Annotated in this window: 22 protein-coding genes; 13 read left to right on the top strand and 9 right to left on the bottom strand. The window is 74.1% G+C overall.

The features are described 5' to 3' along the window. The first annotated feature begins 189 nt into the window (after nt 1–189). The 8 genes from LWC35_RS23785 to LWC35_RS23750 all read left to right on the top strand — a co-directional run bounded on the left by LWC35_RS23785 (nt 190) and on the right by LWC35_RS23750 (nt 9,200). Nucleotides 190–684, top strand: coding sequence for an NUDIX domain-containing protein (locus LWC35_RS23785; protein WP_037042079.1), 495 nt, complete (start codon nt 190–192; stop codon nt 682–684). Continuing rightward, entirely contained in the window at nt 681–3,161 is a 2,481-nt protein-coding gene (locus LWC35_RS23780; RefSeq protein ID WP_232872468.1) for a DUF6049 family protein, read from the top strand. The genes LWC35_RS23785 and LWC35_RS23780 overlap by 4 nt, the downstream gene beginning before the upstream one ends. 66 nt (nt 3,162–3,227) lie before the next feature. After that, nucleotides 3,228–4,988 carry a protein kinase family protein gene (locus tag LWC35_RS23775; protein ID WP_232872467.1) on the top strand — a complete coding sequence of 587 codons (1,761 nt, stop codon included), beginning with the start codon at nt 3,228–3,230 and terminating at the stop codon, nt 4,986–4,988. Nucleotides 4,989–5,068: 80 nt separating this feature from the next. Then, nucleotides 5,069–5,623 carry an RNA polymerase sigma factor SigM gene (sigM, locus tag LWC35_RS23770; RefSeq protein WP_232872466.1) on the top strand — a complete coding sequence of 185 codons (555 nt, stop codon included), beginning with the start codon at nt 5,069–5,071 and terminating at the stop codon, nt 5,621–5,623. Next, nucleotides 5,620–6,270, top strand: coding sequence for an RsmA family anti-sigma factor (locus tag LWC35_RS23765; RefSeq protein ID WP_232872465.1), 651 nt, complete (start codon nt 5,620–5,622; stop codon nt 6,268–6,270). The genes sigM and LWC35_RS23765 overlap by 4 nt, the downstream gene beginning before the upstream one ends. Before the next feature lie 101 nt (nt 6,271–6,371). Continuing rightward, entirely contained in the window at nt 6,372–7,373 is a 1,002-nt protein-coding gene (gene trxB / locus LWC35_RS23760) for a thioredoxin-disulfide reductase (RefSeq protein ID WP_232872464.1), read from the top strand. Nucleotides 7,374–7,435: 62 nt separating this feature from the next. Beyond that, nucleotides 7,436–7,762: a thioredoxin gene (trxA, locus tag LWC35_RS23755; RefSeq protein WP_232872463.1), complete on the top strand. Its 327-nt coding sequence runs from the start codon at nt 7,436–7,438 to the stop codon at nt 7,760–7,762. Nucleotides 7,763–8,042: 280 nt separating this feature from the next. Continuing rightward, nucleotides 8,043–9,200 (top strand): N-acetylmuramoyl-L-alanine amidase, encoded by a 1,158-nt coding sequence (locus LWC35_RS23750; protein ID WP_232872462.1) that lies wholly within the window; start codon nt 8,043–8,045, stop codon nt 9,198–9,200. A gap of 106 nt (nt 9,201–9,306) precedes the next feature. On the opposite strand, the gene LWC35_RS23745 is transcribed toward LWC35_RS23750, so the two are convergent. Continuing rightward, nucleotides 9,307–9,984: a GNAT family N-acetyltransferase gene (locus LWC35_RS23745; RefSeq protein WP_232872461.1), complete on the bottom strand. Its 678-nt coding sequence runs from the start codon at nt 9,982–9,984 to the stop codon at nt 9,307–9,309. A gap of 234 nt (nt 9,985–10,218) precedes the next feature. On the opposite strand from LWC35_RS23745, the gene LWC35_RS23740 reads away from it, so the two are divergent. Further along, nucleotides 10,219–11,610: an aminotransferase-like domain-containing protein gene (locus tag LWC35_RS23740; protein WP_232872460.1), complete on the top strand. Its 1,392-nt coding sequence runs from the start codon at nt 10,219–10,221 to the stop codon at nt 11,608–11,610. Between the two features lie 525 nt (nt 11,611–12,135). Then, nucleotides 12,136–13,083, top strand: a complete 948-nt coding sequence (locus tag LWC35_RS23735) for a D-alanine--D-alanine ligase family protein (RefSeq protein WP_232872459.1) — start codon at nt 12,136–12,138, stop codon at nt 13,081–13,083. Nucleotides 13,084–13,127: 44 nt separating this feature from the next. On the opposite strand, the gene LWC35_RS23730 is transcribed toward LWC35_RS23735, so the two are convergent. From LWC35_RS23730 to rpmH, 8 genes are all read right to left on the bottom strand, one after another. After that, on the bottom strand, nt 13,128–14,111 hold the full coding sequence (locus tag LWC35_RS23730; protein ID WP_232872458.1) for a ParB/RepB/Spo0J family partition protein: 984 nt from the start codon (nt 14,109–14,111) through the stop codon (nt 13,128–13,130). Further along, nucleotides 14,112–15,008 (bottom strand): ParA family protein, encoded by an 897-nt coding sequence (locus tag LWC35_RS23725; protein WP_232872457.1) that lies wholly within the window; start codon nt 15,006–15,008, stop codon nt 14,112–14,114. It lies immediately after the preceding gene. A gap of 43 nt (nt 15,009–15,051) precedes the next feature. After that, nucleotides 15,052–15,714, bottom strand: a complete 663-nt coding sequence (rsmG, locus tag LWC35_RS23720) for a 16S rRNA (guanine(527)-N(7))-methyltransferase RsmG (protein WP_232872456.1) — start codon at nt 15,712–15,714, stop codon at nt 15,052–15,054. Between the two features lie 111 nt (nt 15,715–15,825). Further along, complete coding sequence (locus LWC35_RS23715; RefSeq protein ID WP_232872455.1) at nt 15,826–16,317, bottom strand: Jag family protein; 492 nt, start codon at nt 16,315–16,317, stop codon at nt 15,826–15,828. 134 nt (nt 16,318–16,451) lie between these two features. Next, on the bottom strand, nt 16,452–17,582 hold the full coding sequence (gene yidC / locus LWC35_RS23710) for a membrane protein insertase YidC (RefSeq protein WP_232872454.1): 1,131 nt from the start codon (nt 17,580–17,582) through the stop codon (nt 16,452–16,454). After that, the gene (yidD, locus tag LWC35_RS23705; protein ID WP_232872453.1) at nt 17,576–17,908 is read right to left on the bottom strand and encodes a membrane protein insertion efficiency factor YidD; all 333 of its coding nucleotides are present in this window, start codon (nt 17,906–17,908) and stop codon (nt 17,576–17,578) included. The genes yidC and yidD overlap by 7 nt, the downstream gene beginning before the upstream one ends. Continuing rightward, entirely contained in the window at nt 17,905–18,282 is a 378-nt protein-coding gene (gene rnpA, locus LWC35_RS23700; RefSeq protein WP_232872452.1) for a ribonuclease P protein component, read from the bottom strand. Before rnpA ends, yidD begins: the two co-directional genes overlap by 4 nt. Before the next feature lie 16 nt (nt 18,283–18,298). Beyond that, entirely contained in the window at nt 18,299–18,436 is a 138-nt protein-coding gene (gene rpmH, locus LWC35_RS23695) for a 50S ribosomal protein L34 (protein ID WP_232872451.1), read from the bottom strand. Between the two features lie 550 nt (nt 18,437–18,986). Here rpmH and dnaA point away from each other — a divergent pair. The 3 genes from dnaA to LWC35_RS23680 all read left to right on the top strand — a co-directional run. Next, complete coding sequence (dnaA, locus tag LWC35_RS23690) at nt 18,987–20,648, top strand: chromosomal replication initiator protein DnaA (protein WP_372463089.1); 1,662 nt, start codon at nt 18,987–18,989, stop codon at nt 20,646–20,648. A 1,284-nt stretch (nt 20,649–21,932) separates the two neighbouring features. Beyond that, complete coding sequence (dnaN, locus tag LWC35_RS23685; protein ID WP_232872450.1) at nt 21,933–23,087, top strand: DNA polymerase III subunit beta; 1,155 nt, start codon at nt 21,933–21,935, stop codon at nt 23,085–23,087. Between the two features lie 98 nt (nt 23,088–23,185). Beyond that, nucleotides 23,186–23,368 (top strand): NAD(P)-binding domain-containing protein (locus tag LWC35_RS23680; protein WP_232872449.1); only part of this gene is annotated, 183 nt, incomplete at its 3' end.

Raw genomic sequence — 23,368 nt, 5'->3', positions numbered from 1 at the left:
CGGGCGGGGAAGACACGGCGGGCCAGTGTAGGCGGCGCCTCCGCGGCCCGCCCCGGGGATCCACCCCAAGATCAGGACCGGGATCAGGACGGCCCCGGTCACGCTGAGGGCAGGGAGGGGAACGGGGCGTGACGCACCTGCGTCGCGCGGAACCCGACCGCGGTGGCCCCGGCTCGTTACCATCGCCACATGTCCTCCTCCCGCGGCCGCTCAGGGGGGCGCCGCGCGGGGAGGCCCGCCGACCGGCGCCGCCGCCTGCGGACGGTCGACGAGACGTCCGCGGGGGGGCTCGTCGTCGACCACGAGCTCGGCCGCGCGGCCGTGATCGGCCGTCTGGACCGCCGCGGCCGGCTGCTGTGGTCCCTGCCGAAGGGACACATCGAGGCCGGCGAGACCGCCGAGGAGGCGGCGGTGCGGGAGGTCGAGGAGGAGACCGGCATCATCGGGCGCGTGGTCGCACCCCTGGGCACGATCGACTTCTGGTTCGTCGCCGAGGACCGCCGGGTGCACAAGACCGTGCACCACTTCCTGATGCGGGCCCTCGGCGGCGACCTGTGCGACGACGACGTGGAGGTCGCCGAGGTCGCCTGGGTGCCGCTCGGGGAGCTGGAGGGCCGACTGGCCTACGCGGACGAGCGGCGGCTGATCCGGCGGGCGACCGAACTGCTGGAGGAGACCGCGTGAGAGCGGTCGCGGCGGCCGCCGCGATCCTCACCCTGCTCGCGACCCTGGTCGGAGCGGCGGCGGGGACCGCCGCCGCGCAGCCCGACGCGCCGCCGGCCACCGACACCGGCCTGCACCTCGACGTCACGGCCGCCTCGCCGCGGGTCGTGACGGCGGACGGACCCGCGGCCCTGACCCTCACCGGCACCCTCACCAACACCGGGTCCAGCCCGGTGACCGGCCTCGGCGTCCGCGTCCAACGCAGCGACCCGCTGCGCAGCGAGGCCGCGGTGCGCGAGGCCCTGGCCGGCGACGAGGCCGCCGACGCCGTCACCCCGGCCTTCACCGACCTGCCCGACCTGGCCGCCGGCGCCGCGGAGCCGGTCACGTTCTCGGTGCCGCTGACCGGGTCGCCCACCTCCTCGCTGGCCCTGGCCCGCACCGGGGTGCACGCCCTGCTCGTGAACGTCAACGGCACCCGGGAGGGTCTGCGCGCCCGGATGGCGGCGGTGCGGATGCTGCTGCCGGTGCTCTCACTGCCCGGGGGCGCCCCGGGCGGTTCGACCGCACAGCAGACCGGCTCGACCCCGCTGACCCTGCTCTACCCGATGGTCGAGCCGCCGCGGCGGCTGCCGACCGTGCCCGGCGAACCGGTCACCCTCACCGACGACGGCCTCGCCGCGTCCTTCGCCCCGGGGGGCCGGCTGGCCGGCCTGGTCGACGCCCTGTCCGCCCGCGCGCCGGTCGGCTCGCCGCTGCGGGCCGGGGTGTGCGTCGCCGTCGACCCGGACCTCGTCGAGACCGCCGCGCAGATGGCCGACGGCTACCAGGTGCGCGCACCCGACGGGACCGTCACACCCGGGACCGGCGCCGACGCCGCCCGGGCCTGGCTCGCCCGGCTCTCCGCCACACTGCGCGGGAGCTGCGTGCTCGCCCTCGCCCAGGACGACGCCGACCTGGTCGCGCTGGTCCGCTCCGGGGCGTCGGACCTGGCGCGACGGGCCGTCGACGACGGCCGGCAGATCCTCGGCCGGCTGCTGGGGACCCCGGTGCTCGCCGACACGGTGTGGCCGGTCGACGGGGCGCTGGACGAGGCCACCCTGGCCGACGTCGGGCAGGCCGGCGACGGCTCGTCGGCCGCCGTGCTCTCCGCCGACGCCGTCGAGCAGCCCCGGGCCACGCAGGTGGCCGGTGTCGTCCCGCTGGCCGACCCCACCGCGGCCGGGACCTCCACGGTCGGCGTGCTCACCGACCCGCTGCTGACCCTCGCCGCCGGCGGCGGCTCCGCGTCGATCACCAGCACGAGCCCGGCCGGCGGCCCCGGCGCCCTCGGCACCCAGGACGCGCTGGGCGCGCTCGCCTTCCGAGCCCTCTCCGGCGCCGAGCGCGCCGGCGGCCCGCTGGTCCTCGCCCCGCCGCACCGTTGGGCGATCGACGGTCGCGGCGCCGACGCCCTGCTCGACGGCGCCGGCCGGCTGATCGCGGCCGGCCTGGCCGAGCCCCGTGCCCTCGGCGCGTCGGTCGCGGCCGGCGCCGCGCCCGGGGCGGAGCGGCAACGGCTCACGTACCCCGTCCGGATGGGCGCGCAGGAGATCCCGCCCGCCGTCGTCGCCGCCGTGGCCGAGCACCGGGACGACGTGGAGCGGCTGCGGGCGGCCGCCGACTACGAGCCGGGCGTCGGTGCGCCGCCGGAGCAGGTCTTCGACCCCCTGCTGCGCGGCATGCTCCGCGCGGTCTCCGGGTGGTGGCGCGGGGACCCGGCCACGGCGCGGGCCCAGGCCGGACTGGTCGGGGCGCGGATCGACGAGCTGGTCGGCTCGGTCCGGGTGCTCGAGCCGCCGGGGCCGTTCTCGCTGGGCACGCGGGACGCCCCGGTGCCGCTGACCGTGGCCAACGGACTTCCCATCACGATGACGGTAAGGGTCGAGCTGGCCAGCACCGCCGGCCTGCGCGTCGCCCCGATCCCGGTGCAGCGGGTGCCCCCGCTCGGCCGGGTGCAGGTCCGGGTCAGCGCCGAGGTGCTGCGCGCCGGCCAGTTCACCGTCGAGGCCTCGGTCCGCACCCCGGACGGCGGGGCGCTCGGCGCGCCGACCCGGCTGCAGGTCCGGTCGACCGTCTACGGCACGGTGACCATCTGGATCACCGCGGTGGCCGGCGTGCTGCTCGTGCTGCTCGCCGCGCGGCGGATCGTCCGGCGGATCCGGGGCGACCGGTCAGGTCCGGACGGGGGAACCGGACCGGGCGGATCCGGCACGGGCCCGCCCACCGGGCCGGTCCGGCCGCCGGTCCCGGTGCGCTCGCCGGGCGGCGGACCGTCCGACAGATCCGTGCCGGCGCCGCACGACACGCCGGTCGGAGGGGGTCCGCACGGCCCCCGACCTGCGGTTCGACCCGAGCAGCGGCCGGCCGGAACGTCCGCGGGGCCCGCGGAGTTCCCGCCCGGACTCCGGCGCGCGTCACGGCGCGGGGTGACCGCGCCGGACGGCGATCTGCCGTAGGCTGACGACCTGGCGGCAGGGGGACGGGACAGTCGCGCGGGGCGCACGGGGTGGAGGTCGCGACCGGTGAGCGGGCAGACGGAGGAGTGGCCTGTGCCCGGTTCGGGTATCGGCGCCGCCGCAGCCGCTCCCGCCGCGGCAGCCCCGGCCACCACCGCCGTCCCGGAGGTCCCGGGCACCGCCATCCCGAGTCCGTCGATCCCGCCCGACGTGGCCACGGTCCGCTCGGTCCAGTCCGCCCCGCCGGTCAACGGCACCCCGGTCGGCCAGGGCGCCGTCCGGTCCACGGCGGCGACCGGCCCCGGCACCGTGCTCGGCAACCGCTACCGGCTCGTCCTGCGGGTGGGGTCCGACCTGTCCGCGGGCGCCGAGTTCTGGCGGGCCGAGGACACGATCCTGCAGCGCGACGTCGGCGTCACCGTCCTGCGCCGGCTGCCCGCCGACGAGGCGGACGAGGACCCGGAGGGCACCGCCCGCGCCGGCGAGATGATCGTCCGCGCGCTGCGCTCCGGCGGCTTCGAGCACCCGGGGTGCGCGCGGCTGCTCGACGTGCTGGCCGCGGGCTCGCCCGGTGTCCCGTCGGACGTGCTGGGCGCCGCCGTCACCGAGTGGGTCGCCGACCACAGCCTCACCGAGGCCGTCGCGGGCGGGCTGATCAAGCCGCTGCGCGCGGCCCGGATGGTCCAGCAGCTCGCGTCCGCCGCCGAGGAGGCGCACGGCCGGGGCCTGGTGCTCGGTACCGACCACCCGCAGCGGATCCGGGTCACCCGCGACGGGCGCGCACAGGTCGCGTTCGTGCTGCCCCGGCCCGGCCTCACGCCCGAGGACGACGTCCGCGGCCTCGGCGCCGTCCTCTACACCCTGCTGACCTCGCGCTGGCCGCTCTCGGGTTCCGACGCCGCCCGCGCCGGCCTGCCCTCCCCGGAGCGGGACGAGCAGGGCGCCCCGGTGCCTCCCTCGGCGCTGCGCCCCGGCGTGCCCGTGGAGCTCGACGCGGTGTGCACCGCCGCGCTCGGCTCGCACGCCGCCGCCGGGCCCGCCGTCGGCCGGGTGCACACCGCCGCCGCGGTCAACCGGATGATCGGCGAGGTCGTGCTCGAGGACGACCGGGGCGCGATCTTCCCGCCGGAGCACGACGGTGTCCCGGCCGAGCCCGGTGACGTCTGGCAGAACAAGACCCGCAGGGCCGCGCCCCAGGAACCCGACCGGCGACGGAAGCTGCTGATCGGGTTGTGCGTGCTCGGCGCGGGCGTGCTCGTGGTGCTCGGGTACCTGGGCGTGCAGCTCGGCGCGATGTTCGGCGAGTCGAGCGGCCCCGCGATCGTCGTCGGGGACAACGCCGCCGGTGCGCCGCCGCCGACCACACCCGGCGGTCCCGCCGCGAGCGTGGCCGTCAGCGGCGTCTCGCTCGAGGTCTACGACCGCACCGGGGACCGCGACAACGCCGTCGACGTCGGCCGGGCCGTGGACGGCGACCCCGCCACGAGCTGGTCGACCTTCACCTACAAGCAGCAGCTGCCGGCGCTCAAGCCGGGCGTGGGCCTGATGGCCTCCTTCGCGTCGGTGGAGCAGCTGTCCCGGATCACCGTGCAGTCGCCCAGCGCCGGGACCGTCGTCGAGATCCGGTCGGCGCCCTCCGCCGACGCCGACCTGTCCGAGACCCAGCTGCTGACCACGCAGACCCTGGCCTCGGGCACCACCACGATCTCGCTCGCCGACAGCCAGCCGACGCAGCACGTCCTGGTGTGGATCACCAAGCTGTCGGGCGGGGGCGACGCGAACGTGACCCAGGTCGACGAGCTCACCTTCTACCGCGCCGGGCTGTAGTCCCCGGCCGTCGTTTCCTCCTGTGAACGGTTCCGCCGTTCCGGGCCGTGCGGGGCCGTGGCGCTCCTAGCGTCCGCCGCGTGCCCCTGCTCGACGCGCGGTCCGACCTCCAGCTGCTGGAGGCGCACCGCTCCGGTGAGCGCCGCGCGTTCGACGAGATCGTGCGCCGGCACGGCGACCGGCTGTGGGCGGTGGCGCTGCGGGTGCTGCGCGACCCGGAGGACGCCGCGGACGTCCTGCAGGACGCGCTCGAGTCGGCCTACCGCCGCTCGGCGGGCTTCCGCGGGGAGGCGTCGGTGAGCACGTGGCTGCACCGGATCGTGGTGAACAAGTGTGTCGACCGGATCCGGCACGACCGCGCGCGGCCGCCGTCCGGGTACGGGCGTTCGCACCGGGTGCCGGTCGGGCGCGACCCTGCCGAGGGCGCCACGACCCGGCTGGCAGTCCTCGACGCGCTGGCCCATGTGCCCGCCGACCAGCGCGTTCCTGTCGTTCTCGTCGACGTGATGGGATATCCGGTGGCCGAGGCGGCGGCGATCCTGCAGGTGCCGGTGGGCACCGTGAAGAGCCGGTGCGCCCGCGGCCGGGTCCGGCTCGCCGGGCTGCTGGGGCACCTGCGGGAGGAAGGCGCGTGAACGGTCCGGGGGAGTACGCGGGCGGCGGCTGGCTCACCCGGCTGGCCGAGGCCGAGGCCGGCCTGCCCGACGAGGAGGCGGCCGCCCGGGTCGTCGCGGCGGCCGGGCCGGGGAGCGGACGGGTGCTGGCCGGGCTCGCGGCGACGCGCGCCGACCTCGCCGCCGTGCCGGTCGTCCGGATGCCGCCCGCGGTCGCTGCGCGACTGGCCGCGGGGTTCGACGCGATCGACCGGGAGGCCGAACCTGGTAATCGTCACTGTGACAATGTCGTTCACCAGCGAGTTCGCCGCCGTCGGCCCCTGCTCCTGACGGCCGCGGCGGCCGCGCTGGTCGCGGTGGCCGTCATCGGGCCGTCGACCGGTCCGGCCGGCGAGGCGGTCGACCCGGCGTCCGCCGCCGCGCGGGTGCTCGCGGAGGGCACCCTCGAGGTCGGGGAGCTGCGGGACCCGGCGACGCTCGCGGCATGTCTGGAGCAGGCCGGTGCCGAGCCGCCGCGCGGCCCGCTGCTCGCCGGGCGTCCGGTCGTCGTCGACGGCCGGCGGGGCACGCTCCTCGTCGTGGGCACCGGCGTGCTCGGCAGGGTCCGCGCCGTCGTCCCCGCCGAGGGCTGCGCCGCCGTCCTGGCCGACCTCACCACGGGCGGGTGACCGGAGGCACAGCGCCACCGTCCGCCGCACCGGCAGGGGAATGCCCGCTCCTAGGATCGTGTTGACGGGGTCGAGCCAGTCGAGCGGGAAGAGAGGCATCGGTGAGCACCGAGCAGAAGATCCACGAGCTGATCATCGTCGGCTCCGGACCGGCCGGGTACACCGCGGCGGTCTATGCCGCGCGCGCCCAGCTCGCGCCCCTGGTGTTCGAGGGAACCCAGTTCGGCGGCGCCCTGATGACCACGACCGAGGTCGAGAACTTCCCCGGCTTCACCGACGGCATCATGGGCCCGGAGCTGATGGAGCAGATGCGCGGCCAGGCCAAGCGCTTCGGCGCCGACCTGCGCGCCGAGGACGTCGAGTCGGTCGCGCTCGAGGGCCCGGTCAAGGAGGTCACCGCCAACGGCGTGACCTACCGCTCGCGCGCGGTCATCCTCGCCATGGGGGCCGCGGCCCGTTACCTCGGCGTGCCCGGCGAGCAGGAGCTGCTCGGCCGCGGCGTGTCCGCCTGTGCCACCTGTGACGGGTTCTTCTTCCGGGACAAGCCGATCGCCGTCATCGGCGGCGGCGACTCGGCGATGGAGGAGGCCACCTTCCTGACCCGCTTCGGGTCGAGCGTGACGGTGGTGCACCGCCGCGACGAGTTCCGCGCCTCGAAGATCATGCTCGAGCGCGCCCGGAACGACCCGAAGATGCGGTGGGAGCTGAACAAGGCCGTCACCGAGGTCGTCGGCGAGAACGGCGTCTCCGCGCTCAAGCTCGAGGACACGGTGACCGGCGAGGAGTCCACCCTCGAGGTCTCGGGCATGTTCGTGGCGATCGGGCACGACCCGCGCAGCGAGCTGGTCCGCGGGCAGGTCGAGCTCGACGACGAGGGCTACGTCAAGACCAAGTCCCCGTCGACCCACACCAACATCCCGGGCGTGTTCGCCTGTGGCGACCTGGTCGACCACACCTACCGGCAGGCCATCACCGCCGCCGGGTCGGGCTGTTCCGCAGCCATCGACGCCGAGCGCTGGTTGGCCGAGGAGCCGATCGAGCCCGAGATGGCCGGTGGCGGCTACGGCACCGACGCGAAGGACGTCGCGGCCGCGGTCCACTGACCGTCCCTCCACTTCCTGGCACCCTTCCACCTGGCGCAGTACCGAACGAGGAGAGCATCGCGATGGGCAACAACACCGTGGACGTCACCGACGCCACGTTCGAGCAGGACGTCCTCAAGAGCGGCAAGACCGTGCTGGTCGACTTCTGGGCGACCTGGTGCGGGCCGTGCAAGATGGTCGCCCCGGTCCTCGACGAGATCGCCGGCGAGCACAAGGACGACCTGACCGTCGCCAAGCTCGACATCGACGCGAACGGGAAGACGGCGCAGCAGTACCAGGTCATGTCGATCCCGACCATGATCGTGTTCAAGGACGGGCAGCCGGTGAAGACCATCGTGGGCGCCAAGCCGAAGGCCGCCCTGCTGAGCGACTTGTCCGACTACCTGTAGGTCATTCCGCAACCGATCCGATACGGCCTGTCGCCGATCGCCCGGTACGTCCGGCGATCAGCCGACGGGCCGTTCGGCCGTTCGGCGCCTTTCCGGCCCGCTGACTGCGTGGACACGCCCGCGCACGCCCCGCTGTCCCCCGGACGTGGCGGCGCAGGGCAGAATGGTCGACGGCCGAGAACCGGGCCGGACATGCCGGAGAGCGCCGTGCGCCGGCGTGCGGGCCCGGACCATCGAGACGCGCCGTCCGTCGGCGCGCCGGAGATCGAGCGAGGGGTGCATGCAGCTGCTCCGCCGCGGGGACCGCGGCCCGGCGGTCGTCGAGATCAGGACCACGCTGCGGCGGTTCGGCCTCCTGGCCGCCGCCCCGGGCCCCGGGTCCGACGACGTGTTCGACGTGGCCGTCGAGCGGGCCGTCCAGGCGTTCCAGCAGCGCCGCGGGCTGATCACCGACGGGATCGTCGGCCCGGACACCTACCGCGCGTTGCGTGAGGCCGGCTGGAAGCTCGGCGACCGGATGCTGGCCCTGATGGTCTCGGCGCCCATGAGCGGCGACGACGTCGGCCAGCTCCAGACCCGCCTCCTCGAGCTCGGCTACGACCCGGGCCGCCCGTCCGGCGTGTTCGACGAGCGCACCGAGCAGGCCCTCCGCGGCTTCCAGCGGGACTACGGGCTCGCCGCCGACGGCGTGTGCGGCCCCGGCACCCTGCGTGCGCTGCGCCAGCTCGGCCGCAAGGTCGTCGGCGGGCGCCCCGGCCTGCTCCGCGAGCAGGAGCTGCTCCGCCGCGCCGGGCCGCGGATGCGCGGCAAGCGAATCGTCGTCGACCCCGGGCACGGCGGCCTCGACCGCGGCGTCCAGGTCGCGGGGGTGTGCGAGGCCGACCTGATGTGGGACCTCGCCCGTCGGCTCGTCGGCCGCATGTCCGCCACCGGCATGGAGGCGTTGCTCTCCCGCCGGGAGGACACCTGCCCGGCCGAGGCCGAACGCGCCGCGTTCGCCAACGAGGCCAACGCCGACCTGGTTCTCTCGCTCCACTCCGACGCGAACCGGAGCATGTACGCCCAGGGCCTTGCCACCTTCCACTTCGGCAACGGTTCGGGCGCCACCTCCACGGTGGGGGAGGCGCTCGCCGGGCTCATCCAGCGCGAGCTGCTCACCCGCACCGCGATGCTCGACTGCGGCAGCCAGGCCCGCACGTGGGAGCTGCTCCGGCTGACGCGGATGCCGGCCGTCCGCGTGGAGCTCGGCTACCTCACGCACATCGGGGACCGGACCAAGCTCCTCGACCCCGGCTTCCGCGACGTGGTGGCCGAGGGGATCCTGGTGGCCGTCAAGCGGCTGTACCTGCTGGGTCAGAACGACCAGCCGACCGGCACGTTCACATTCTCGGACGTGCTGGCCCACGAGATCAACCGGAACCAGGCCCAGGCCATCTGAGCCCGGGAGAATCGATCTCAGGCCCGGGAACGGGCTGATCGCGGTTCCCGGGCCCCTGAGTCACACCCTTGTCATTCGGTCGCTCAGCGGCCCGTACAGCGCGCTCTCAGATCGTGCGTACGCGCGCGCCGGTCGGTGCGGGTACCCGGTACCCGGGCTGCCCGACGGGCGCCGCGGGCTGCATCGGAATCGTGATGGTCCCGAGGAGTTGCTCGAGCGCGTGCTCGACGTCCTCCTTCCACGTGATCCCCGAGCGGAGCTCCATCCGCAGCCGGGGCCACCGCGGGTGCGGCCGGACCGTCTTGAAGCCGACGCTGCGCAGGAAGTCGGCCGGGATGATGCAGCCGGGCTCCGACCCGGGCCGCGCCTCGCCGAAGGCCTCGACGGCCTTCACCCCGCGGCGGGTGAGGTCCTTGACCACGGACTGGGCGAGCATCCGCCCGAGGCCCTCGCCGGCGTACTCCGGCATCACCTGGAGGGTCATGAGGAGCACGGCGTCGGCGCTCACCGGGCCGGTCGGCATCTCGGTGGCGCGGGGGACCGCGGAGGGCGGCGCGTACATGACGTAGCCGGCGGGCGCCCCACGGACGTAGACGATCTTCCCGCACGAGCCCCACTCGAGCAGGATCTCCGAGACCCAGGCCTCCTTCTCGAGCTCGGTGGTGCCGAACTCCTCGGCCTGCTTGGCGAGGTGCGGTGCGAGCTCCCAGAAGACGCAGGAGCGACAACGCTTGGGGAGGTCCCCCAGGTTGTCGAGGTTGACCGCGGCGACGTGCCAGGACAACGTGCTACCTCCGGCGGCCGACCCGATCGGGTTCCGCGTGGTCGAGACCCCCCGTGTGATCACGAAGACCGTTCGATGGTAGGTCGGTCGGGGCCCCTGCGACACCCCGGCTGCTGCGACCGGTGTCTCAGCCTCGCCGAAGGGCAGACCGTACACCCGTCCCGGTTACACTCAGGTGCCACTTTCGCTCCCCGAGGCTGCGCGCGCGTGGCCGCCGGGCTGCGATCGGCGCCGATGTTCGCTCCGCGAGCTCCGCTCAGCCGTCGACCTGGAGGATCCACCGTGACGATCCCGCCGTCCCCGCAGCAGCCCGACGTCTCCGTCGAGCGGGCGGCGGCAGCCGCGCCGGTCCCGCCGACCGAGCGGTTCGCGGCACGGACCTCCGGGATGGTCGCCTCCGAGATCCGGGCGCTGTTCGCCGTCGCCAGTCGGCCCGAGGTCGTCTCGCTCGCAGGTGGCATGCCCAACCTGGCCGCGCTGCCGCTCGAGGAGCTGTCCGCCGAGATCGGCGACCTCGTCGCCCGCGAGGGCCAGGTCGCGCTGCAGTACGGCTCCGCCCAGGGCGTGCCCGCGCTGCGCACGCAGATCTGCGACGTCATGCGGGAGGAGGGGATCGAGGCCGACCCGAACGACGTCGTCGTGACCGTCGGCTCGCAGATGGCCCTCGACCTCGTCACCCGGCTGTTCTGCGACCCGGGCGACGTGGTGCTCGCCGAGGGGCCGTCCTATGTCGGCGCGCTGGGCAGCTTCGCCGCCTACCAGGCCCGCGTGGTCCACGTCGCGATGGACGAGCACGGGCTCGTCCCGGAACTGCTGGAGGAGGCGCTGCGTACGCTCGCCGCCCGCGGCGTCACCCCGAAGTTCCTCTACACGATCCCGAACTTCCACAATCCCGCCGGCGTGACGCTGGCCGTCGAGCGACGGCAGCGGGTGCTGGACCTGTGCGCGGAGTACGGCGTGGGGGTCGTCGAGGACAACCCGTACGGGCTGCTCGGCTTCAGCGGCACCCGGTACCCGGCACTGCGGTCGCTGGACCGCTCGGTCATCTACCTGGGCTCGTTCTCCAAGACCTTCGCCTCCGGTCTCCGGGTCGGGTGGGCGCTCGTGCCGCCGGCGGTGCGGGACCGGCTGGTGCTGGCCGCGGAGTCGGCCACGCTGTGCCCGCCGAGCTTCACGCAGATGGTCGTGTCGCGGTACCTGGAGAAGCACGACTGGCGGGCGCAGGTGAAGGCCTACACGGAGCAGTACCGGGAGCGGCGTGACGCGATGCTGACCGCGCTGGCGACGTACCTGCCCGAGGGCTGCACCTGGACCGTGCCCGACGGTGGCTTCTACGTGTGGGTCACGCTGCCCGAAGGGGTCGACGCGAAGGCGATGTTGCCGCGCGCCGTCACGGCCCGGGTGGCCTACGCGTCGGGCACGGGGTTCTACGCCGACGGCTTCGGCAGCCGTCAGCTGCGCCTCTCGTACTGCTACCCGACCCCGGAACGCATCACCGAGGGCGTCCGCCGGCTCGCCGGGGTCATCGAGGCCGAGCTCGAGGTGCGCCGCACCTTCGGCCTCCCCGCCGCACCCGCCCCCGAACTGCGCCGCGGTGCACACACCCCCGGTCCCGACACGGCCTGAGCCCTTCCCGTGAACGCCCCGCGGACCTGCGTCCGCGGGGCGTTCGTCGTTCGAGGCGTTTCACGTGAAACGGGGCGAGTGAGGATCAGCGGAGCGTCCGCCTTCCGGTCCTCGCCACGCAGACCGGAGTCGGTCCGTCGAGCAGCATCCGCCTGGGCACGGTCGAGATCCGCTTTCGTCGTCCGGGCTCGGTGATCTCCGCCCGACCAGCCGCGGGGCGGTCGGGAGGGTGATCCCGGCGTACGCACCGCTCCGCCCCCCCATGGCGATCAGGCGTGCTCGGACCGTGGAGCGGCCGGAGCCGCACAGCCGCGACAGCGGACCATAAGCGGACCCCTCGCGAGAGTTCGTCTCCCTGCAAGGTCGGGGCGCCGTCTCGAGCCATCGCACCCACCCACCCTTGCCGGGTGGAGCCAGGGCGGTGCGGCGCCGAGGCCGAGGGCCGCTACCCGCTCCCGCGCGTTTCACGTGAAACAGGACGGGCCGGACGCCGGGTCGGAGTGGACCGTGGCGCAGAATGCCCCGGTGAGCGATCGAAGCGTGGCCGTGCTGGCGGGTGGACTGTCCCACGAGCGTGAGGTGTCCCTGCGATCCGGGCGCCGGCTGGCGGGCGCCCTGCGCGCCAGCGGGCTGGAGGTCCGCGAGTGGGACGCCGACGCCGCCCTGATCGAGCGGCTGCGCACCGAACGCCCCGACGCCGCGATCGTCGCGCTGCACGGGGGAGAGGGCGAGAACGGCGCCGTGCAGGCCGTTCTGGAACTGATCGGCGTGCCCTTCGTCGGCACGGTGTCGTCGGCATGCCGCCGTGCCTGGGACAAGCCGACCGCCAAGGCCGAGCTCGCCCGCTCCGGCCTGGACACCCCCGACTGGATCGCGCTGCCGCACGCGACCTTCCGCGAGCTGGGCGCCCAGGCCGTGCTCGACGCGATGGTGGACCGGCTGGGTCTTCCGCTCATGCTCAAGCCCGATCAGGGTGGCTCGGCCCTCGGCGCCCAGGTCGTCCGCTCCGCGGCCGAGCTGCCCTCGGCCATGGTCAGCTGCCTCGCCTACGCCGACACCGTCCTCGCCGAGCGCTTCGTCACCGGCACCGAGGTCGCCGTCTCCGTGGTGCACGACGGCGCCGAGCCACGCGCCCTGCCGCCGGTCGAGGTCGACGTGCCGGGCGGCGTCTACGACTACACCGCCCGCTACACGCAGGGCGCGGCGAGCTTCCACTGCCCGGCCCGGCTGCCGCAGGAGGTCCTCGACCGGCTTCGCGAGACCGCCCTGCAAGCACACGCGCTGCTCGGGCTCCGGGACGTCTCACGGATGGACGCGGTCGTCGACGAGGAGGGGCGCGTCCAGATCCTCGAGGTGAACGTCTCGCCCGGGCTGACCGACACCTCGCTCCTGCCGACCGCCGTCGCGGCCGAGGGGAGTGATCTGGGCGCGGTCTTCGCGGCCCTCGTGGAACGCGCTGTCGAGCGGGGCTGACGTTTCACGTGGAACGGTGCCGACCACGTTCCACGGGAACGCCCTCAGCCGCGCTCGATCAGCCCGGCGATCCGCTCGAGGTCCTCGGCAGACCCGAACTCCACGACGAGCCGGCCCTTCCGAGCGCCCATCTCCACCTTGACCGTGGTGTCGAAGCGGTCGGACAGGCGGGTCGCGAGCTCGCTCATCCCGGCCGTCGGGGTCGGGCGGGAGCGGGCCTGCCGCTGCTTGCCCGGCTTCTCGTTGCGCGCGAGCACGACCGCCTCCTCGGTCGCGCGCACCGACATGCCCTCGGCGACGATGCGCGCGGCGAGCTCCTCCTGGGCCTCCGCGTCGTCGAGCCCGAGGAGCGCGCGGGCGTGGCCCGCGGACAGCACGCCGGCGGCGACCCGGCGCTGGACGGCCACGGGGAGTCGCAGCAGCCGGATCATGTTGGTGACCACGGGGCGGCTGCGACCGATGCGGTCCGCGAGCTCCGTCTGGGTCACGCCGAACTCCGCGAGCAGCTGCTCGTAGGCGGCGGCCTCTTCGAGCGGGTTCAGCTGGACGCGGTGGATGTTCTCCAGCAGCGCGTCGCGGAGCATCTCGTCGTTGCCGGTCCGGCGCACGATCGCCGGCAGCACCTCGAGGCCGGCTTGCTGCGAGGCCCGCCAGCGCCGCTCGCCCATGACGAGCTCGAAGGCACCCGGGCCCGTCTCGCGCACCACGATGGGCTGCAGGAGCCCGAACTCGCGGATCGAGTGGGCCAGCTCGGCCAGGTGCTCCTCGTCGAACTGGCTGCGCGGCTGCTTCGGGTTGGGCCGGATCGCGCCGACCGGGATCTCGCGGTAGACCGCGCCCGCCTCGGCGACCGACCCTCCGACCGCACCGGCCGGCGCGGCGGAGCTCTCCGCCTCCCCGCGCTCCCACGACTCCGGCACCCGGGAGGACGGCGTCGGGGGAGAGGGGCGGGTCGGCTGCTCACCCGGAGGCGCCGTGGGGATCAACGCGGCCAGGCCTCGGCCCAGCCCGCCCTTGCGCTCGGCCATCTACGCCCCGTTCGTCTCCGGCCCGCCCATCCGCGAGCCGTACAGCGCGATCTCCCGGGCGGCGTCGACGTAGCTCATCGCGCCGCGCGAACCCGGGTCGTAGGCGAGCACCGTCTGGCTGTAGCCCGGGGCCTCGGAGACCTTCACGCTGCGCGGGATGACCGTCCGCAGCACGGTGCCGCCGAAGTGCTGGCGCACCTCCGAGGTGACCTGGTCGGCGAGCTTGGTGCGGCCGTCGTACATGGTCAGCAGGATCGTCGAGACGTGCAGCGCGGTGTTGAGGTGCGACCGCACGAGGTCGATGTTGCTCAGCAGCTGCCCGAGCCCCTCCAGCGCGTAGTACTCGCACTGGATCGGGATCAGCACCTCGGCGGCCGCGACGAGCGCGTTGACGGTGAGGAGGCCCAGCGAGGGCGGGCAGTCGATCAGGACGTAGTCGACGGCGAGCTCGTCGAGCACCTCGTCGGACAGCGCCTGCCGCAGCCGGGACTCGCGGGCGACCATGCTGACCAGCTCGATCTCGGCGCCCGCCAGGTCGATCGTGGCGGGCACGCACAGCAGGTTGTCCGACGCCGTGCTCACCGCCGCGGCCTCGACGATCCCGATCTCGCCGAGCAGCGCCTCGTAGATCGACGGCGTGCCGGCCCGGTGCTCGACACCGAGCGCCGTGCTGGCGTTGCCCTGCGGGTCGAGGTCCACGACGAGCACCCGCAGGCCGTGCATCGCCAGCGCGGCCGCGATGTTGACGGTGCTCGTGGTCTTCCCGACGCCGCCCTTCTGGTTGGCGACGGTGAGGATCCGCCGGTGCGCCGGCTTCGGCATCGAGTGCCGGTCGGGATGCCGCAGGCGGGCGGCGCGCTCCGCCTCCTCGGCGATGGGGGTCCAGCCGATGCTCATCGTGCGGGGCCTTCCTGACGACGTGTCACGTGCGACGGCGGGATCACGAGCGCCTCCTCCGTGGCCTGCCGGGGGGCCGGCTCTCCCGTTCGACCGAGACGACGGTGCTCGGCGGGTCGACGACTCCGGCGCCGCACCGCTCGATCGTCGGCGTGCCGCCGCCGAGCCGGCGGACCTCCGCGGCGTCCCGGCTGATCTCGTCCGGCGCCGACGCGCCCTTGACGGCGAGCAGCCTGCCACCGGTCCGCAGCAGGGGGAGGGACCAGCCGGCGAGCCGGGCCAGCGGCGCGACGGCACGAGCGGTGACCACGTCCGCCCCCTCCCATCGACGCCGGATCGCATTCTCCTCGGCCCGCCCGCGCTCCACGGTGAGCGACAGGCCCAGATCGTCGATGATCTCGTTGAGCCACTCCACCCGGCGGGCGAGCGGCTCCACGAGCACGATCCGAAGATCCGGGCGAGCCAGCGCCAACGGTATCCCGGGAAGGCCCGCTCCCGAACCCACGTCCACGACCTTCGCGCCGTCCGGCACGAGTTCCGCGACGACGGCACAGTTCAGGACGTGCCGGTCCCACAGGCGATCGGTCTCGCGCGGGCCGATGAGGCCACGCTCGACACCGGACGTCGCGAGGTGTTCGACGTACCGGGCGGCGCGGTCGAGGCGGTCGCCGAAAACCTTCTCCGCCGCGGCGGGGGGATGTTCCACGTGAAACCGTCCAGATCTTCCAGGGGGCCGGACACGGCCGCGCCCTCCGGTCCGATGCGGACACGGAGGGCGCGGGCGGGTGCTGGGGTGCGGGTCCCGGGGGACCCGGCCTCACTTGTCGCGGAAGACGACGACCTGCCGGCGCGGCTCCTCGCCCTCGCTCTCGCTGGAGACGCCTTTCACGGCCGCGACGGCGTCGTGCACGACCTTGCGCTCGAAGGGGGTCATCGGACGCAGCCGCACGGGCTGGCCCGACTCCTTGACCTCCTGGGCGGTGCGGGTGCCGAGCTCGGTCAGCTCGTCCCGGCGGCTCTGCCGCCACCCCGCGATGTCGAGCATCAGCCGGCTCCGGTTGCCCGACGCCTGCTGCACGGCGAGCCGGGTCAGCTCCTGCAGCGACTCCAGCGCCTGGCCCCGGTCGCCGACGAGCTTCACGAGGTCCTCACCGCCGTCGATGCTGACGATCGCGCGGCCGGCCTCGACGTCGAGGTCGATGTCGCCGTCGTAGTCGAGGATGTCGAGCAGGCGCTCGAGGTAGTCGCCCGCGATGTCGCCCTCTTTGATCAGCTGGTCCTCGGACCCGCTCTCCGCGGTCTTCGGCACGTGTGTCTCCTCTCCACGTTGCGCTCGTCCGGTCCGCCGGGGCGGATCGGACGAGGTGAGCGGGCGGCGTCGCCCGGCCGCCCGCTCGAAGGTCCGTCGAGGTCGGTGTCGCCTCGCGCCCACCGACCCTCGTGTCACCGCCGCTTCTTGCCCTTCCGGGCCTGCGTGCGGTTGCCGCCGCCACCGGGGCGCCCGCCCTGGCCGGCCGGCCGGTTCGCCGGCTTGCCGCCCACGGGCTTCGCTCCCGGCATCGGCTTGGTGACGGGCTTCGCCCCCGGCTTCTTCGCGGGCGCGGACGGGCTCTCCCCGTCGACGCTGCCGTTGGTGTCGGCGTCGGCCTCGTCAGCCGGCGCGGAGCCGTTGGTGGTCCCGTTCGTGGTGCCGTTCGTTGTGCCACGGACGTCGCGCTGCGGCTTCTGGCCCGGCTTCGGGGCGAGCGCGTTGCGCTGCGCGGTGGCCTGCTCCTTCTTCTCCGCCTCCTCGGCGTCGATCCGCTTGTAGACGACGTACTGCTGGCCGAGGGTCCACAGGTTGTTGGAGACCCAGTAGAAGAGGATCGCCAGCGGCAGGAAGGGGCCACCGACGACGACGCCGATCGGGAACACGTAGAGCATCAGCTTCTGCATGATCGCCGTCTGCGGGTTGTCCATCGCGGCCGGGTTCGCGGCCTGGCGGGCCACCGAGTGGCGCGCCGTGATGTGCGTGAACACACCCGCCAGGATCATCAGCGGGATCATGACGATCAGCTGGCTGGTGAGGTTGCCGCCGAGCTCGGCGAGGGTCGTGGTGGAGTACTGCGTGTTCACCACGGACGCGCCGAGCTTGGCGCCGAAGAAGTCCGAGTCGACGAAGGAGCGCACCTCGTCGGCGCCGAAGAAGTAGTTCTCGGTCTTGCCCGGCTTGAACTCACGCAGGACGTGGAACAGGCCGATGAAGACCGGGACCTGGACCAGCACCGGGAGACAGCCGCCGAGCGGGTTCGCGCCGTTCTCCGACTGGAGCTTCTGCATCTCCTGCCCGAGCTTCTGCCGGTCGTTGGCGTACTTCTTCCGGAGCTTCTGCATCTCCGGCGCCATCTCCTGCATCTTCCGCATGGAGCGGACCTGCCCGACGAAGGGCTTGTACAGGATGGCGCGCAGGGTGAAGACCAGGAAGATCACCGCGAGGACCCAGGAGACGCCCGAGTCCGCGCCGAACACGAAGCCGAACGCCTTGTGCCAGACCCACATGATGAACGACACGGGGTAGTAGATGAAGTTCAGCACGGCGCTTGCTCCTCGCACTTCTCAGTGCAGTCGGCGGCTCGACGGTCGTCGGGGCGGGCGGGGCGATCGGGTTCCGGCGTTTCCGCGGGCTCCGGTTCCCGGAGTGGGACCGGATCCACTCCGCCAGGGTGCCACGGGTGGCAGCGCAGCAGCCGCCGCACCGCCAGCCACGTGCCGCGCGCCGCGCCGTGCACCTGCACGGCCTCGAGCGCGTAGGCGCTGCAGCTCGGGTAGAAGCGGCAGGTCGGGGGCAGCGCGGGGGAGATCCAGCGCTGGTAGACGCGCACCGCGCCGATCAGGACGCGCGCGACGGGGGAGGGGCTCACCGGGCGGGCTCCCGCCCCCGCAGTTTCCTCGACGCGGAGCGCAGCGCGGACTCCAGGTCCGCGCCCAGCTCGGCGGAGGTCGCCGCGGCGGCGGGCGGGAGCGCCCGCACGACGAGCGACGACCCGGTCGGCAGCGTGCCGAGCCGGGCCGCGACGAGATGACGCAGCCGCCGGGCGACGCGGTGGCGGACCACTGCGTTCCCGACGGCCTTGCTCACGACGAACCCGGCCCGCGGCGGAGCCTGCGAGGCCGGGTCGGTGGTGGACGCCATGTCCAGGTGCACGACGAGCCGGGAGCGGCCCGCGCGGCGACCGTGGCGGATCGTCGAGGCGAACTCGTCCCGACGGGTCAGCCGGGCGCCGGCGGGCAGCACTCCGACGGCGCGGCGGTCAGGCCGAGAGCTGCGCGCGGCCCTTGCGGCGGCGCGCCGAGATGATCGCGCGCCCGGCGCGCGTGCGCATCCGAAGCCGGAAGCCGTGCGTCTTGGCCCGGCGGCGGTTGTTCGGCTGAAAGGTGCGCTTGCTCACGGTCGACTCTCCCGGTCGACGGCGCCGTGGGGTACCGGGCCGTCGGTAGCTTCTGATCTCGGTCGTGCGCGGGTGCAGCATCGTGCTGTGTCGGGGCACGCGGACGTGCCGGCGACGGACCGCGCCTGCAGACCAGGGTACGCAGCCGCTTCCGAGCGGTGCAAACCGCCCCCGCGGCGGCCCTGATCGCGTGGTCCACACGGTGACGACGCGGGTGCGCAGCGTCATCCCCGCAGGCCACCTCGGGCGCGTCGGACGGGCCTGTACAGGCTTGCGACCTGCGCGTCTTGTGACCTCGGGCCGGTCGTTGTTAGCGTGCGGGCTTCGCAGTTCCATCCGGGGGGATCGGGGCTTCTCCGACTGTCACCACGACGGACGCTGCGGGCGCGCGCCCGACGGGAGGGTGGTCGCGGCCCGCCGTACTCCCCTGCGTACGGTCTACGCACATGTGTGGATAAGTCTGGGGATGCCCAGCCCACGCCGACGAGACGACGAACGAGGTCGTGCCCACCGCTCCCCAGCAGGTCGGCACGCGGAGAGGGGCCGAGCGGTGGCCGAACCCGGTGACCTCGCCCAGGTGTGGAGCCTGGTCATCGCCGACCTCGCCGGACCCGCGACGGATCCGGGTTCCCCCGGGCTGTCCGCGCAGCAGCGCGCCTTCCTGCGGCTGACCCGCCCGCTCGGGCTGCTCGACGGCACGGCGCTGCTCGCCGCGCCCAGCGAGTTCGCGAAGGACGCGATCGAGCGCATCCTCCGGCGGCCGATCAGCGATGCCATCGGCCGCCACATGGGCGTGCAGGTGAACCTCGCGGTGGTGGTCGACGCCAACGCCGCCTCCGGGGGGACGGACGTCCCGGACCCGCCCGCGCGCGTACGGCCCGGTGCGCCGTCGCTCGGCGAGATCGCGGACGGCCGCGGCCCGGTCGCCCCGGCGCCCCTGCCCGGCCTCGCGCCGCCGGCGCCGAACGGGTCCGAGGGCGTCGTGCACGACGCGCCCACCCCGCCGTCGGGCATCCCGGTCGACCCCGCCGCGGCCGCGGCGCTGCCCGAACCCGCGGGCGTCGACGGCGGAGGACCGCCGGCCCCCGGCGAGGCCGGGCCGCTCACCCCCGGCCGGCCCGAGGTGTGGCCGACCTACTCGGCCCCGCAGGCGGGCGACCCGGTGGCGCCGCGGTCGCAGACGCGGCTCAACGAGAAGTACACCTTCGACACCTTCGTCATCGGGGCGTCGAACCGCTTCTCCCACGCCGCGGCGGTGGCGGTGGCCGAGGCGCCGGCGCGCGCGTACAACCCGCTCTTCATCTGGGGCGAGTCCGGGCTGGGCAAGACGCACCTGCTGCACGCCGTGGGGCACTACGCCCAGCGGCTGTTCCCCGGGATGCGGGTGCGGTACGTGAGCACCGAGGAGTTCACGAACGACTTCATCAACTCGCTGCGCGACGACCGCAAGGTCGCCTTCCAGCGCCGCTACCGGGACGTCGACGTGCTGCTGGTCGACGACATCCAGTTCCTGGAGGGGAAGGAGGGGACCCAGGAGGAGTTCTTCCACACCTTCAACACCCTCCACAACGCGAACAAGCAGATCGTCGTCTCCTCCGACCGCCCGCCGAAGCGCCTGGAGACCCTCGAGGACCGCATGCGCACACGGTTCGAGTGGGGCCTGATCACCGACATCCAGCCGCCCGAGCTGGAGACGCGGATCGCGATCCTCCGGAAGAAGGCCGCGCAGGACCGGCTCGCCGTGCCCGGCGACGTCCTGGAGTTCATCGCCGAGCGCATCGAGCGGAACATCCGCGAGCTCGAGGGCGCGCTGATCCGGGTGACGGCGTTCGCGTCGCTCAACCGGCAGCCGGTCGACACGCAGCTCGCCGAGATCGTGCTGCGCGACCTCATCCCCGACTCGGCCGCCTCCGAGATCACCGCGCCGACGATCATGGCGGTCACCGCCGAGTTCTTCGACGTCACGATGGAGGAGCTCTGCGGGCCGGGGAAGACGAAGGCGCTCGCCCAGGCCCGGCAGATCTCCATGTACCTGTGCCGCGAGCTCACCGACCTCTCGCTGCCGCGCATCGGGCAGACCTTCGGCGGCCGCGACCACACCACCGTCATGCACGCGGACAAGAAGATCCGCAACGAGATCTCGCTGCGTCGCAAGACCTTCGAGCAGGTCCAGGAGCTCACCGCCCGCATCAAGCAGCGCGCCCGGCACTGACCGTCGCCCGCTGCCTCCGCTGCCTCCGCGGGGTCGGCCGGGCGGGGTCGGCCGGGCGGGGTCGGCCGGGAGCGGTCGACGCGCTCTGCGCGCATCGCCCGTGTGCGCCGATCACGAACGTCACCTCGCCCACGCAGCGCCACCCCCACAACTCACGGACGCTCCCGACTCGCGCCACCGGAACTCCCGACTCGCGCCACCAGGACTCCCGACTCGCGCCGTCGGAAGCCTCGGCTTCCGGAGGGCCCGGAGCAGCGAAGATCGCGAGTCGTCCCCAGCCGTCCCCAGGTTCCGCGGGCGGGAAGAGCGGGCGGCGGCCCGGGAAGCCCGGTCTCACACCGTCACCGTCGGCGTCGGACCACCTGCACCCACACGGCTCACCGCGAACAGCCCTCAGCGGCCGTCTCAGGGCCTCTCCGCAGCACGCGCGGTGACCGGCGCAGAGATCCACTTCGGGTTTCCGGCCGCATCCGCGGGCCGAACGTGATCTCCATCCGGTAGAGATCGGAATCGCCCGCGTGTCGCTGCCGAGCTCACCGCTCGTCGTCCACTAGTGGGCGTTCGGCGCACCGTCGGCCCAGTGCCGGCCTCGCACCGTCACGGAAGCGGTCACGGTCCGTTGCGGAGCGTGTGCAGGGCGGGACTTCTGAGGGTGCCGCCCGTCGCCACCGGGTTGCCGCGACGACGCCGACCGGTCGCACAGCGTGGACGCACGGCCACGCTTCACCCACATCTGGGGACAACTCTGTGGATTGTCGTGCCGGAGCCCGTGGACGGACGGCCCGAGAACAGTGGACAACTCCCCACCGGGACGGGGATGAGCGTCGGACAACATCGCGAGAACGCCGGCCATCCACGGGCAGCCGGATGCGTCCCGACTCGGTCCCGAGGCTCGGTCCCCAGGACGCCGCACCGAGTGACCTGCGACGACGGCGTTCATCCACACTGTGCACAGGACCTGTCTCTGCTTCTGGAGTTCTCTCTTCGAGGAACTACAAGAGAAAGAAGGGGGTGGATGGAGCACACGGACGGGGCACTCCGCGGTCCCCGCCCACCGGTCGCCGGACGGCGACCGGGCGACGTGACACCCGGACGCGGGAGGCTCTACGGTGAGTCGGCCGATCCCGGACCGCCGGGCCGTCGGCGGGATCCCCGGGGGAGCCGTTCGCGGCCGAGCCGTCGGCCCCCGTCGGGGAGCCTCGTCGTCCGGGCTCCCCACAGCCCGTCCCGTGTGCCCGCCTCCCGGTCACACCCAGTGACCACCGGTGAAAGGTCTCCCTCGCCATGAAGTTCCGGGTCGAACGCGACGTCCTCGCCGACGCTGCCGCCTGGGTGGCACGTAGCCTGCCCGCGCGGCCGCCGGTACCGGTCCTGGGCGGTGTCCTGATCGACGCCGCCTCGGGGGAGGGCGGCGACCGGCTGACGGTCTCCGGGTTCGACTACGAGACCTCCGCCCGGGTGGAGCTCGACGCGACGATCGGTGACCCGGGCCAGGTGCTCGTCTCCGGCCGGCTGCTCGCGGACATCACCCGCGCGCTGCCGAACAAGCCGGTCGACCTCGTGGTCGACGGGGCCCGGGCCACGATCAACTGCGGGAACAGCCGCTTCTCGCTGCCGATCATGCCCGTGGAGGACTACCCGCAGCTGCCGGCCATGCCGCAGCGGGCCGGCACGGTCGACGCCGCGGAGCTGGCCGGCGCGGTCGCCCAGGTCGCCGTGGCGGCGGGCCGGGACGACACGCTGCCGATGCTCACCGGCGTCCGGCTGGAGATCGAGGGCTCGCGGCTGACCCTCGCCGCGACGGACCGGTTCCGCCTCGCGGTCCGGGAGCTCGACTGGCAGCCCGAGGACGCCGGGGCGTCCACCGCGGTGCTGATCCCGGCGAAGACCCTCTCGGACGTGGCGAAGACGCTGGCCGGCGCCGGCACCGTCGAGATCGCGCTCTCCGCGGGCGACGGCATGCTCGGGATGACCGGGGGCGGTCGCCGCGCCACCACCCGCCTGCTCGACGCCGAGTTCCCGCGCTTCCGCCAGCTGATCCCGGCCGAGCACACGACCGCGGCCGAGCTCGACGTCGCCGGGCTGGTCGAGGCGATCAAGCGTGTGTCCCTGGTCGCCGACCGCGTCGCGCAGATCCGGCTGGAGTTCGGCGAGGAGGGGCTGCGGCTCGCGGCCGGCGGCGAGGACGTCGGCAGCGCCGAGGAGGAGCTGCCCTGCGCGCTCGACGGCTCCGCGCTGACCATCGCGTTCAACCCCGGCTACCTGCTCGACGCACTGGGCGCGCTGCACACCGAGAAGGCGCAGCTCACCTTCACCACGCCGAACCGGCCCGCCCTCGTGCGCCCGGTCGTCCCGCCGGCCGACGGCGAGGACGCGGGGGATGCGCCCGCCGATCCCGGGTACCTCCACCTGCTGATGCCGGTCCGGCTGCCGGGCTGAGCGGACGGAACACCCGCGCCGGGTGGAGCTCGCGCTGCGAGGATCGGCGCTGGGCGGAGCTCGCTCCGACTGATCGTCCCGCCGCCGGATGCGGCACGATGAGGCCCGGCGCCGGCCGGCGCGAGGACCGACGAGCGAGCTGTAGGGAGCGGGACGTGCAACTCGGACTGATCGGCCTGGGCCGCATGGGCGGGAACATGCGGGACCGGGTGCGCGCGGCGGGCCATGAGGTCGTCGGGTACGACCCGCGGCCCGAGGTGACCGACGTGCCGTCGCTGGAG

Origin of the sequence: Pseudonocardia kujensis (genome assembly GCF_021283305.1) — a bacterium.
GTDB classification, from domain to species: domain Bacteria; phylum Actinomycetota; class Actinomycetes; order Mycobacteriales; family Pseudonocardiaceae; genus Pseudonocardia; species Pseudonocardia kujensis.
This window is presented reverse-complemented; position numbering and strand designations above follow the sequence as displayed.